We start from the raw sequence: 13109 nt of genomic DNA on the forward strand, positions 1-13109 counted from the left end.
ATCAAGAACCTCGCTTACGCTAACAACCCCAACGCCTTCGCCCGCGCCACAGCCTGGGTACGCCGCTCCACGCCGAGTTTGCTATTGATGTGGCTGGCGTGCGTCTTGACCGTATGCAGCGAGATGAACAACTGCTCGCTGATTTCCTGGTTCGAACAGCCTTGTGCAATCAGTTGCAGTACCGCTCGCTCGCGGCTACTGAGGGTTTCGACAGGTGCCAATGGGTCAGCCGCTTGCACCGCCGTCGAGGGCAAGCGCTCGAGCAGATGCTCGCGCAAGGTGCTGGGTGGTGCCTGCAACAGTTGTTCGCGCAGCCATTCACCATGCTCTTCGCCCAGCAACCATTCAAAGGGTTGCAACACACCGCCGGCGGCGGCCTCGAACGCCTGGGCCAGGGTGCGGCGGGCTTCAGGTTCGCGTCCGACGCTCAACAACAAGGCGACTTTCTGATTGAGCGCCATCACGCAGAGCATCTGTCGACCGGTCTGCTGGCCGTGTTCAAGCAAGGCATTGAGCCGCCCCTCGGCCAACATCGGTTGGCCCCGGATGGCCTCCAGCACCGCCCGCTGCAGTTCGACATGCAGCGGCAATTGCGGGTGGAACTCCGGCGGCGCAGCGGCCTGTTCGCCGGTATAGGTCTGCCCCAACCGCATCAACCAGGCTTCGGCCAGGTCAGTACGCCCCTGGGTCAGCCAGAGTTCGCATTTGACCAGGGTAATCATCGCCAGGTAGTAAATCGGTGGAACGTCCCAAATGTGCATCAGGCGCTCGGCTTCGGCCAGTTCGGCAAAGGCCCGGGCGAATTCGCCGTTGTAGCCCTCGATACGGGCGATCACGCAGTGACCGATCAATACGCTGATGTCGCGGCAAGCCCGGGCTTCGGTGAGGCCAGCCTGCAACCGCGCCACCCCGGCCTGGGGCTGCATGCGCAAAGTGAGCAGAAAGCCCTGGTACAGGGTCAGGCGCGCCCGCACCGCATAGAGCCGTTGGGGCGACAGTTTGTGCAAACGTTGCAGGCCCTGGTGGACTTCATCCAGTGCCCGCAGGATTTCCCCCCGCGCCTGCAACACTCGGGCGCGATCGTAATGGGCCAAGGCTTCGAACAGCGGGTTGCCGACCCGTTGAGCCAGCTCCAGGGAGTCACGGTTCAAGTTTCGCGCGCGCCACAAGTCACCGTCGGCAATCGCCAGGTTCGACAGCGTGGACAGGCACATCAGGCGCTGGCCGTAGCGTTTGTGCGGCAAGCTCTCCAGGGCTTCGGTGCAATACCGCACGGTGGCTTCACGATCGCCGCGGCCACGGGCGACGATCCCGCTGAGGGCCAGCCATTGGGCAAGCATGGACTTTTGCGCAGTGGCCGAGGGGGCTGGCAAGAAGCGACTCAAGTAGGCGGCCAGCTCTTCGGCGGCGTCCAGCTGGCAAGCCAGCCCCAGCGCCCAGCTGTAGAGCACGATCAACCGTGGTGTGCTGATGAGCAGGCTGTCGGGCAGGTCCATTTTCCAGCGCAGCAACATGCCGACGTTCTGCTCGGCCAGCAGTTGCTCCTCCGAGAGGTTCTGCACCAGGTTCGCCGCCACGTCCAGGTGCCCGGCCCGCAGGGCCTGCTCCACGGCCTCGTCGATCAGGCCCTGGGCGTTGAACCAGCGACAGGCCCGCAGGTGCAAGGTCGCGGCCGGCACCATGACCGGCGCGCTGGGCCGACTGCGCAGCAGGTCGGAAAACAAGTGGTGATATCGATACCAGTGGCCATGCTCGTCCAGCGGCACCAGGAACACTTGATGAGCGGCCAGGTAACCCAGGATTTGCGCGCTGTCATGGGCTTCACGCACGGCATCGCACAGTTCGCTGCAAAAGCGGTCCTGGGGGGCGGTATCGTAGAGAAACGCCTGCACCTCGGCGGGCAGGCAGTCGATGACCTCTTCGAGCAGGTAATCGCGAATCAACCCTTCCCCCCCATGCAAGGCCTGGGGCAGCAAGCCTTCGGTACCGGCTTCGGAGGCCGCCAGCAGCCAGAAACGCAACCCGGCCACCCAGCCTTCGCTGCGCTGGATCAGATTTTCCAGGGCTTCCCCACGCAGCGAGCTGCTGTGATGCTGGAGCAGGGTCAGGGCCTCATCGTGGGTCAGGCGCAGATCCTGTTCGTTCAGTTCGAGCAACTGCCGTGACAGTCGCAGGCGCGCCAGATGCCAGTCCGGGCGCTGGCGGCTGGTGACCAATACCAGCAGGCCATCGGGCAGGTGATTGAGGAAGAATTGCAGGCAACGATCCAGCACCGAGCTCTGGGCCAGGTGGTAATCGTCGAGCACCAACAACAAGGGTTTGTCGGGCGAAAGATGCGTGGACAGTTCATCGAGCAAACCGTCGAGCCATTCTTCATAAGCGAAGGGTTGATGACGCTGGCGCATTTTCAGCAACCCCAGCGCCCGCCCTCCCAACTGCGGAAAGAACGCCTGGAGGCCTTCGAGCAGCCGCTCCAGAAAACGCCCTGGGTCGTTGTCCCGGGCACTGAGCCCCAACCAGAGGCTTTGCCAGTGAGGCGGCAGGCCCTGGCAGAATTCCACCGCCAGGGAGCTTTTACCAAACCCCGCCGGGGCGCTTACCAACAGCAACCGGCCACCCAGCCCCGCGCTCAAACGCTCGCACAACCGCGGCCGCACAACATGACCGTCGGGCAAGGGCGGGCGGTAGAATCGTCCGTCCTGTACCGCAATGGCTGCGCGGGCATAATCCGGAAGTGAAGACAGATCAGTCATGGCCGGCTCTTGTTGAAAGGCGGGTGGCGGCGTTGCAGATGTCCGCAGACTAGCCGTAAACGAGGAGGTATTGAAGGGAGTGCTACAAATGGCTACAAAAAGACTACAACACGGTTCACTTGAAAGGCCAATGCCAGGCACCGCTCCCACGCCACGGAGTTTGTGTTGGCTGATGGGACAAAAAAACGCCCCGAACCAGTCGGGGCGTTTCTTCGAGGATGCGGCCTCGGGTAAAGCGATTTAGCGGATGCCGTCCTGACGCAGCGCGTTCGGGGTGAAGTCGGCGGTGGTGGCGGTGAAGCCGAAGTCGTAGGCCGACTTCTCTTCGTTTTTCATGCCCAGGGCCAGGTAGCGGCCCGACTGCAAGTCGTAGAGGGTTTCCAGGGCGTACCACGGCACTTGCTTGTCGTAGTAGTTCTCGGCATGGGCCTCGGCGACGCGCCACAGTTGGCCACGACCGTCGTAATGGTCGATCACCGCCGCTTGCCAGGTGTCTTCGTCGATGTAGAAGTCACGCTTGGCGTAGATGTGGCGCTGGCCTTCCTTCAAGGTCGCGGTCACATGCCAGACCCGACGTAGCTCGTAGCGCGCCAGATCCTGGTTGATGTGGCCGGCCTTGATGATGTCGTCGTACTTGAGCTGCGGCGAATCGATCTTGTAGCTGTTGGACGCGATGTACAGCTCTTTCTTGCCTTCCAGCTTCCAGTCGTAGCGGTCCGGCGCACCGTTGTACATGTCCAGGTTGTCGGAGGTACGCAGGCCATCGGCGGCGGTCCCCGGGCCGTCATAGGACACTTGCGGGGCACGGCGCACACGGCGTTGGCCGGCGTTGTAGACCCAGGCCGAACGAGGTTCCTTCACTTGGTCGAGGGTTTCGTGCACCAGCAGCACGCCACCGGCCAGGCGCGCCGGCGCGGTCACTTGCTGCTTGAAGTAGAACAGGATGTTGCCAGGGTTGGCCGGATCGAAATCCTTCATCTTGTCGCGGAACACGAACTGGTCGCGGAAGTACACCAGGCTGTAGGAGCCATTGGGTTGCGGCGTGGCCTGGGTCACCAGGCGGGTCACGCTGCCACCGCGATAACGGGTGATGTGGTTCCAGATCACTTCCACACCGCTCTGGGGAATCGGGAACGGCACGGCCGTCTCGAAGTTCTCCAGGCCGTTGCCACCGGACACCAGCTTGGTGTTGACCGCGTTTTTCTTGATGGAAGCAAACACTTCATCCGGCACGGTGGCGCCGCGATGGGTCGGGTAGACCGGCATCTTGAAGGTTTCCGGGTAACGTTTGAACATCGCGTACTGGCCCGGCGCGAGCTTGGCTTTGTACTGCTCGACGTTCTGCGCGGTGATGGTGAACAGCGGTTTTTCACTGGCGTATGGGTCGGCAAGGAAGCCCTTGCTGTCCACGGCGCCGGCGTTCTTGGCCATGGGTTTCCAGGCCGAGATCGACCCATCGGCATTGCCAGCCATTTCCGCGCCCATCGGCGTCAGGCTCTTGCCCAGTTTGTCGGCCTCGGCGGCAGGCACCGCCGCCATGACACTGGCCGCCAGCAGGGATAGCCCCAAAACACCGACCTGCAACATATTCTTGGTTATTTTCATAGTGTTCGTCCTGAAATACGGTGCTTAGAAGGTCACGCCGACGCTAAGCGCCAGGAAGTCGCGATCGTCCACGGTGCTGAAGTCGCCACCAAAGAAGTTGGTGTAGGCCAGGCTCGCGTTGTAGGTGTTCTGATACTCGGCATCCAGCCCGAGGCTGACGGCCTTGCGGCCTTCTTCGAAGTTGCCACCAGGGCCTGGGGAGTAGCCTTTGACGTCATGGGACCAGGCCACGTTAGGCTTGAGGTTCACACCAGCGAAGACGTCCGGGTATTCCCAGATGGCACGAGCGCGGTAGCCCCAGGAGGTCGCGGTGGTGAAGCCGTCGTTGTTGCAGTTGCTGTTCACGCCGCTGCTGGTCTGGCCGCCACCTGCGGCGGTCGAGGCGTTCAGCGTGCTGCAGAAGCCATTGGGCAGCTCGCCCGGACCGAACACTGGGTCACGACCGTAGCGAGCCTCGGATTTACTTTCCAGGCCACCGACGTGGGTGACGCCGATTTCACCCACGAGAGTCAGACGACTGGCGCCCATGACCTGATCGAGGAAATGGGTGAATGTGGTCTGGAACTGGGTGATTTCCTTGCGGCGATAGCCGTGCAGATCCTGGCCCGGGGTGCCGTCGAGCACCGAGGCATTACCAAAGCCCGGGATTGGAGTAACACCTGCAAAAAGAATATCGGTGGTACTCAATTGCACTGGCGCGTTCGGCCGATAACTCAGCTCGCCGCTCCAGGCCGTGCCGGTGGGCAGGGTGGTGGAGAAGCTTAGGCCATAGAGCCGGATGTCTTCCGGGTATTCAACAAAGTACTTGGAGTTACCCGCCACGATCAGAGGACGCAGTGCGGCCAATGGTCCCAACGGCGTAGAGTAGAATCGCTGTGCGGCTCCCGTGGCGCTGAAAATCGGCGCACGGCTGTGGTAATTCATGAAGTAGGCGCCGAACTCGGTGTCCAGCGGTTCGAACATGTACTTCAAGGACGCGCCCCACTGTCCACTGTCACGGGCATCACGATCGGCGCCCCGGCGAACCAGGACCCCTTCCTCGTTCGCGTCTACACCAAATGCAGTCAAGGCTGGCAACGCTGCCGCCGGGATCCTAGAGCGTTTATTCAACACCCGCAGGTTATCCGTACAGCCGTCGGCAATAACATCCGGCTGGGAGAAGAACGTCCCGCAGTTATCGACAACCGTCTGGTCCCACTCCAACTGGTAGAAAGCTTCAGCCGACAGATTGTCGGTCAGGCTCTGGGACACGTAGAACATGTTGACCGGGATCAGCCCTTCCTTGACCTCGGCACCAGGGCGACGGAACGCGGACACATCGATCGGGTTGATGGAGTTGATGCCGCCTTGGATGAAGGTACTTTCCCCCCAACTGACGACCTGCTTGCCCAGGCGGACCGCCCCTGGCTGATCGGCAATGGAGTAATTGTGGTAGACGAACGCATCGAGGATCTGCCCGCCGGACGACTTGGCGCCTTCCTTGCGGTTGCTGTCGCTGATGTCCTTGTACAGGCGGTTTTCGTCTTTGAGCTCAAAGTCGTACCAGTATTTGCCGCGCACAAACACGCCGGTATCGCCGTACTTCAGTTCCAGGTCATGGATACCCTTGAAGATTTTCGAGAAGGTTTCCCCGCGCTTGAAGTTCAAGTGACCGTCATCGGAGGTCTGCGACAGACCGCGACCTCCGTTGTTGACGCCGATCAGGTCCTTGTTGGCATTGGCCGTGGACCAGCTCGCCCCCACCGACAGGGACGAGTCGAACTGGCCTTCGATTTCACCGATGTTGAAACTGACGCCGAATGCTGGGCCGGCGAGCGAAGAGGCAAGACTGACCGCCAAAGGCAGTTTTGCCCGGCGCCAGAACGTATTTGCTGTGGTCATCGACGCTACTCCATGTGCTTTATTGTTATGGCAGACAGGATTTTCAAAGAACCCTTTCAACGGTTGGAAACGACACCTCCCGCCCTCCGTTCAAAGTCGCAGCGCCCGTTTAGTACGTGCGTCCCGTTTTTGAAAATTCTTACGCGGACTATAGCCAGCAGGTAGTACGGCTTGATCCCTCTAAAGTGTGATTTATCGCCTCGACCACTCTGGAACAGTCCATTGCCAGGCCGACAGATGTCGGCACGGCAAGGATGGCTGAAATTTCCGATTTAACAAGACAAGCGCTTGCTTGGTGGGGCTACCGCGCCCTTTCGGGCGCGGTAAACGCGTTTAAAGCGTCGAGAGGAAGGTGCTGTTGTTGCTCTGCCATTCGGTGATGTCAACGCGGATACGCTTCTTGTCGAGTTTGCCGACGCTGGTCTTGGGAATTTCCGTAACAAGAGCGATCTGACTCGGGATCGCCCACTTGCTCAGGTGCCCCAGCTCGACGAACGGCTTGAGGTGTTCCTTGAGCTCACGAGCCCCGATCTGGTGCCCTTCGCGAATCACCAGCAAGGCAAATGGCCGCTCGCCCCACTGCGGATCGGGAATACCCACCACTGCTACTTCACGTACCGCCACGTGCCGGCTGATGAGGTCTTCGAGGTCCAGGGAGGAGACCCATTCGCCACCGGTCTTGATCACGTCCTTGATGCGATCGCGGATGTCGATAAAGCCCATGTTGTCCAGCGTGGCGACGTCACCGGTGTGCAGCCAGCCCCCGGCCCAGAGCTCGGCGCCCTTCTGCGGCTCGTTGAAATAACCCTCGGTGAGCCACGGCGCACGCAGCACCAGTTCGCCCTGGGTCTCGCCGTCGGCGGGCAGGAAACGGCCCTCGGCGTCGACGATCGCCGCCTCCACCAACGGCCCCGGCACGCCAGCCTTGATCCGATAGGTAGTGCGTTCGTCTTCGCTGCCGGCCATCAGTTCGTCGTTGAGGTGAGCGCAGGACACCAGCGGGCCGGTTTCCGACATGCCATAGGCGGCAGTGAGCTGGATCCCCTTGGCCTTGGCCGCTTCGTACAGGCTGCGGTTCAGGGCGCTGCCGCCGATGACGATTTTCCAGCCACCGAAATCGGTGTCCTGGGCACCCTTGGCGTTGAGGACCATTTGCAGGATGGTCGGGACGCAATGGGAAAAGGTGACCTTTTCCTTGCGCCACAGCTGCACCAGGAACTCGGGATCGTAGCGGCCGGGATAGACCTGCTTGAGCCCGAGCATGGTCGCCACGTAGGGCAAACCCCAGGCGTGTACATGGAACATCGGCGTGATCGGCATGTACACGTCGTTGGTGCCCAGCAGGCGCACGCTGTCGATGGACCCCATGATCGTCGCCACGCCCATGGTGTGCAGCACCAGTTGCCGATGGGTGAAATACACGCCCTTGGGGTTACCCGTGGTGCCGGTGGTGTAGAACGTGGTGGCGACGGAGTTTTCGTCGAAATCCTGGAAATCGTAGACGGGGCTGGCAGCGGCGAGCAGTTGTTCGTATTCGCCCACCAGGTTCGGCAGGTCGGCGGTTTTTTCCGGCAGGTCGGTCAGCAGCAGGGTCTTCTGCACCGTGGTCAGGTGCCCGGCGATTGCCTGGTACAAACCGAGGAACTCGCTGTTGACCAGCACGAAGCGGTCCTCGGCGTGGTTCATGGTGTAGACGATCTGCTCCGGTGACAGGCGCACGTTGATGGTATGAATCACCGCGCCGATCATCGGGATCGCGAACATGCATTCCAGGTAACGATGGCTGTCCCAGTCCATCACCGCCACGGTATCACCGGCCTTGACCCCAGCCTCGGTCAGCACATTGGCCAGCCGCGCGACCCGTTCGATCAGCGTTGGATAGCTGTAGCGCAACTGGTCACGGTAGATGATCTCGCGGGTTTTCTCGTAGCGCGCCCCGGACATCAGCAGCCGCTTGATCAGCAGCGGGTATTGATAAGCGCCTTCGGCTGGAGGAATAACGCGAGTCTGCAACATAAGAGTCCCTTTTCTGACTGCACGGTCTTGGCTGGAGTGAAGCACTCTAGAGTGCTTATACACGGATCAAATCAGCCAAAGGAATGATTTGATCAGCGTGCAAATACTAGCCTTGAGCCATCCCCGTGCAGCGATGGGGCCCCGTCAGTGCATCTCGGTAAACGCCAGCTTCACGCCGATAGCCACCAGTACCGCACCCATGGTCCGGTCGAACCAATGGCCCATGCGGGCAAAGCCGGCGCGCACCCGCTGCTGGCTGAACAACATGGCCACCAGGCAGAACCAGGCCGCCGTCGCAACCGCCAGGTACACGCCGTAACCGGCCTGGATCGCCAGGGGTGTGTGAGGGTTGATCACCACGGTGAACAGCGAGAGGAAGAACAGCGTGGCCTTGGGGTTCAGGCCATTGGTGACAAAGCCCGAGGTGAACGCGCCGCGGGCGGTACGTTCGCCAACCTCCTGGTGCAGGTTGTCTGCCGTCGGCTTGGCCGGTTGCGCGCGCAACGCCTTGAAGCCGATGTACAGCAGGTAGGCCGCAGCGGCCCATTTCAACGCGTTGAACAACACGATCGATTGGGACACGATCAGGCCGATACCCAGCAGCGAATACCCCACGTGCAGGAAGATCGCCGTGCCGACGCCCAGCGCCGTCCAGGTCCCGGCACGTCGGCCATGGGTCACGCTTTCACGCACCACCACGGCAAAGTCCGGGCCGGGACTGGCGACGGCCAGCAGGTGGATCAGGGCGACGGTGAGGAATTCGGCGAGGTACATGGGGGGCTCCTTGGCTGACTCAATCTTGAAACGAACATCAATTCCTGGGGCAAATGGACCCCAACATTCGAGCCCGACCGACCACAGTCCATCTGATAGGCTCGCCACATTACGCTTTCGATTCTTCAGATAAAAGGTACAGCTGATGACGAATACCGCCCGCGCAGTTTTCCTCGACCACCCTTCCCTGGACCTTGGCGATCTAGACCTGGCCCCGTTGCGCAATTGCTTCGGCGAACTGCAGTTGTTTGCCCGGACCACACCGGATCAGGTGACCGAACGGCTCAAGGGCGCCACAGTGGCGATCACCAACAAAGTCGTGATCGACGCGGCTGCGATGGCCGCCAGCCCTGAGCTGAAACTGATCCTGATCAGCGCCACCGGCACCAACAATGTCGACCTGGTCGCCGCCCGCCAACACGGCATTACGGTGTGCAATTGCCAGGGCTACGGCACGCCGTCGGTGGCCCAGCACACAATCATGTTGCTGCTGAACCTCGCGACGCGCCTGGCCGACTATCAGAAAGCCGTGGGCGAAGGTCGTTGGCAACAGGCCTCGCAGTTCTGCCTGCTGGACTATCCGATTGTCGAACTGCAAGGCAAAACCCTTGGCTTGCTGGGGCATGGCGAACTGGGCAGCGCCGTCGCGCGATTGGCCGAAGCCTTTGGCATGCGCGTGCTGCTGGGGCAGGTTCCCGGGCGCCCTGCCCGCCCTGACCGCGTGCCGCTGGAGCAACTGCTGCCGCAAGTCGATGCGCTGACCCTGCATTGCCCACTCAACGAACACACCCGACACTTCATCGGTGCCCGGGAATTGGCGCTGCTCAAACCCGGCGCCTTTGTGGTCAACACCGCCCGTGGCGGCCTGATCGACGAACAGGCCCTGGCCGAGGCACTGCGCAACGGCCATCTGGGCGGCGCAGCCACCGACGTGCTGAGCGTGGAGCCGCCGACCCTGGGCAACCCGTTGCTGGCCGCCGACATTCCCCGACTGATCGTCACGCCCCACAACGCCTGGGGCAGCCGCGAGGCGCGGCAACGGATCGTCGGTCAACTGACCGAAAACGCCCAGGGCTTTTTCAGCGCTGCAGCGCGGCGGGTCGTCAGTTGATAAACTGCCGCACTTTTTTTCAAGGAGCAGACCATGGATCCGCGCAGTGAAGTACTGCTTCGTCAGGCCGAGTTATTCCAGGGTTCGGTCTTGCTGGCCGGCCTGCCCGCCGACGATCTGCTCGGTCGCCTGCCCGAGGCCCATGGCTGGTGCTGGCACGCCGGCGATCAGGCGGCGCTGGACGCCCGTTTTCCCGAGCGCAGCCAGTTTGGCGTGAACGTCCCAGAGCGTGGGTTCGACACCGCCGTGGTGTTCCTGCCCAAGGCCAAGGACCTGACCGATTACATCCTCAATGCCGTGGCCGCGCGCCTGGCCGGGCGCGAGGTGTACCTGGTGGGGGAAAAACGGAGCGGCATCGAGGGCGCGTCCAAGCAACTCAACCCGTTCGGCAAGCCGCGCAAGCTCGACAGCGCACGGCATTGCCAGTTATGGCAGGTCACCGTCGCCGATGCGCCCGAGGCCAAGCCGCTGGAAAGCCTGGCCCAAACCTACGAGTTGCCCCTGGCCGAAGGCCCACTGAAGGTCATCAGCCTGCCGGGGGTGTTCAGCCATGGCCGCCTGGATCGCGGCAGTGCACTGCTGTTGGAGCACCTGGATAAACTGCCCAGCGGCCATTTGCTGGACTTCGGTTGCGGGGCTGGCGTACTGGGGGCGGCGGTCAAGCGGCGCTACCCGCACAACACTGTGACGCTGCTGGATGTGGACGCGTTCGCCGCCGCCAGCAGCCGCCTGACCCTGGCCGCCAACGGCCTGGAAGCCGAGGTGCTGACCGGCGACGGTATCGACGCCGCACCGATGGGCTTGAGTGCGATCCTGAGCAACCCACCGTTTCATGTCGGCGTGCACACCGATTACCAGGCCACGGAAAACCTGTTGCGAAAAGCGGCCAAACATCTGAAAAACGGCGGCGAACTGCGATTGGTGGCGAACAGCTTCCTCAAGTACCAGCCTCTGATCGAGGAGCATTTGGGCGTGTGTGCGATCAAGGCCGAGGGTCAGGGTTTTCGTATCTACCGAGCCAAGCGCGGCTGACGTTTTTTAAGCAACAGCACTTGCCCAATCGGATTTGCCTAGGCAGAATCCGCTCCGTCCTAGGGGAGTAGTCTCCCGCGAGCGCCATGCTCGCCCGGCATACGTCAACATACTTGGTCAGCAGACCATGGCGTATGCGGCCCAAGCGTCCACACAGATGGCCGCTGGGTTTGACAAGACCTATGACACGCACACCTTACCCGGGGCGGGAAGGCTGTACGTGTCATAGCCGTGTCGACCCGCCCCTTTAGGAATCACCTGATGCTGGACTCTCTCCTCGTACCTACCGCTATCGTTGCGCTGGCCGAAATCGGCGACAAGACGCAATTGCTCGCGCTCATCCTTGCGGCTCGCTTTCGCAAACCCTGGCCGATCATTGCCGGCATCGTTGCCGCGACCCTGGCCAACCATGCCGCAGCCGGGGCGGTGGGGGCCTGGGTCAGCGGGTTTTTCTCCAACGCGGTCTTGCACTGGATCCTGGCAGCAAGCTTCACGGCCACCGCGCTATGGACCCTGGTCCCGGACAAGCTGGACGACGAAGAAGCCAATACGGCGCGCAAGTTCGGCCCCTTCGTCACCACGCTGATTGCGTTCTTCCTCGCGGAAATCGGCGACAAGACCCAGATCGCCACGGTGATGCTCGCCGCGCAATACCCGGAGCTGTGGCTGGTGATCATTGGCACCACCGTGGGCATGCTGATTGCCAACGTGCCGGTAGTACTGGCGGGCAATTTCGCCGCCGAGAAGCTGCCCCTGACGCTGATCCGCCGCCTGGCCGCCTCGGCATTTTTCGTCCTGGCAATCGTGGCGGTGTACAAGGCGATGCAGAGCAGTGGGTGGGTTTGATCTGATACCGCGTTATCGTTCATCGCGAGCAAGCTCGCTCCCACAGGGGCTGCGGGTGTTCACAGAGTTGTGTTCACTGCGGAGCTCTGTGGGAGCGAGCTTGCTCGCGATGAGGCCTGCCGCCTCACCGCAGGGTGAAGCTTACTTCTTGGCCTGCTGATAAAGCGGCATCACCTTTGGAATCGCCGCCTGCAACGAAGCGATCCGGCTGCTCGACGAAGGGTGAGTGCTCATGAACTCCGGTGGCGCCCCTTCCGATGCCTTGCTCATCTTGTTCCACAAGGTGATCGCGGCATTCGGGTCGTAACCGGCCCGGGCGGCCAGTTCAAGGCCGATCAGGTCGGCTTCGTTCTCGTTGCCGCGGCTGTTGGGCAGGGTCATGCCGTAGTTGGCAACGGTGTCGGCCAACGCCAGGCTATCCTGGCCCAGGCCGAACAAGGCACCGGCGCCCTGCTTGGCCATCTCGATGCCATAGGCCTTGGACATCGCCTCACGACCATGCTCACGCAGGGCGTGGGCGATTTCATGGCCCATGATCGCCGCGATTTCAGCGTCAGTCAGCTTAAGCTGGTCGATCAAGCCAGTGTAAAACATGATCTTGCCGCCAGGACCACAGTTGGCGTTGAGCTCGTCGCTCTTGATCAGGTTCACTTCCCAGTTCCATTGCGCCGAATCCGGACGGAATATCGGGGCCTGGGCAATCAGCCGGTCAGCGATGACCTGGATACGCTTGGCATCGCTACTGGTCTTGTCCAGCACACCCTTGGCGCTCGCCTCGCCCATGGTCTTCTGATAGGACTGCGCATACATCTGGTTGACCTCATCAGTCGACAGCATGCTGAACATGTACTGTTTGCGCTCAACGCCCACGGCCCCACCGCTGGTGGTGTTGACCGACTGGCAACCGGCAAGCAGCAACCCTGCGCTCAATGCACTCACCATCAAAATCTTGTTCATTTAGAAGCTCCCTGGAAACGTGGGCGTATCCTAGGCGGTGATTTGTATCCGCGCCAGATACACAGCAGTCAGGGACTGCATTTTTTTGCGACAAATCCACCCAGTCCATTTACGACACCGACAAAGCCAAAACA

At 61.6% G+C, this 13109-nt stretch carries 9 protein-coding genes and 1 riboswitch; of the genes, 3 read left to right on the forward strand and 6 right to left on the reverse strand.

Translation table 11 applies throughout. From position 1 onward, the window contains the following. Window positions 1-14: 14 nt before the first annotated feature. The 5 genes from J9870_RS24230 to J9870_RS24250 all read right to left on the reverse strand — a co-directional run bounded on the left by J9870_RS24230 (window position 15) and on the right by J9870_RS24250 (window position 9029). A complete protein-coding gene (locus J9870_RS24230) occupies window positions 15-2753 on the reverse strand; it encodes a LuxR C-terminal-related transcriptional regulator (RefSeq protein WP_210640783.1) in 2739 nt (912 codons plus the stop codon). A gap of 240 nt (window positions 2754-2993) precedes the next feature. Continuing rightward, the gene (locus J9870_RS24235; RefSeq protein ID WP_210640785.1) at window positions 2994-4358 is read right to left on the reverse strand and encodes a DUF1329 domain-containing protein; all 1365 of its coding nucleotides are present in this window, start codon (window positions 4356-4358) and stop codon (window positions 2994-2996) included. A 24-nt stretch (window positions 4359-4382) separates the two neighbouring features. Beyond that, entirely contained in the window at window positions 4383-6239 is a 1857-nt protein-coding gene (locus J9870_RS24240) for a DUF1302 domain-containing protein (RefSeq protein WP_210640787.1), read from the reverse strand. A 333-nt stretch (window positions 6240-6572) separates the two neighbouring features. Next, window positions 6573-8255 (reverse strand): fatty acid--CoA ligase, encoded by a 1683-nt coding sequence (locus J9870_RS24245; protein ID WP_210640789.1) that lies wholly within the window; start codon window positions 8253-8255, stop codon window positions 6573-6575. A 144-nt stretch (window positions 8256-8399) separates the two neighbouring features. Further along, window positions 8400-9029, reverse strand: coding sequence for a LysE family transporter (locus J9870_RS24250; RefSeq protein WP_210640791.1), 630 nt, complete (start codon window positions 9027-9029; stop codon window positions 8400-8402). A 145-nt stretch (window positions 9030-9174) separates the two neighbouring features. Between J9870_RS24250 and J9870_RS24255 the strand changes: the two genes are divergently transcribed. The 3 genes from J9870_RS24255 to J9870_RS24265 all read left to right on the forward strand — a co-directional run bounded on the left by J9870_RS24255 (window position 9175) and on the right by J9870_RS24265 (window position 12018). Further along, window positions 9175-10140: a 2-hydroxyacid dehydrogenase gene (locus J9870_RS24255; RefSeq protein ID WP_210640793.1), complete on the forward strand. Its 966-nt coding sequence runs from the start codon at window positions 9175-9177 to the stop codon at window positions 10138-10140. Window positions 10141-10173: 33 nt separating this feature from the next. Then, window positions 10174-11172: a class I SAM-dependent methyltransferase gene (locus J9870_RS24260; protein ID WP_210640795.1), complete on the forward strand. Its 999-nt coding sequence runs from the start codon at window positions 10174-10176 to the stop codon at window positions 11170-11172. A 50-nt stretch (window positions 11173-11222) separates the two neighbouring features. Further along, window positions 11223-11343, forward strand: a riboswitch (yybP-ykoY riboswitch). 90 nt (window positions 11344-11433) lie between these two features. Continuing rightward, window positions 11434-12018 carry a TMEM165/GDT1 family protein gene (locus tag J9870_RS24265; RefSeq protein WP_210640797.1) on the forward strand — a complete coding sequence of 195 codons (585 nt, stop codon included), beginning with the start codon at window positions 11434-11436 and terminating at the stop codon, window positions 12016-12018. A gap of 141 nt (window positions 12019-12159) precedes the next feature. Here the strand turns inward: J9870_RS24265 and J9870_RS24270 are convergent, their stop codons facing one another. Next, window positions 12160-12975, reverse strand: coding sequence for a M48 family metallopeptidase (locus J9870_RS24270; RefSeq protein WP_210640799.1), 816 nt, complete (start codon window positions 12973-12975; stop codon window positions 12160-12162). Window positions 12976-13109 lie beyond the last annotated feature (134 nt).

The sequence above is a fragment of the Pseudomonas sp. Tri1 genome, from assembly GCF_017968885.1.
Classification (GTDB): domain Bacteria; phylum Pseudomonadota; class Gammaproteobacteria; order Pseudomonadales; family Pseudomonadaceae; genus Aquipseudomonas.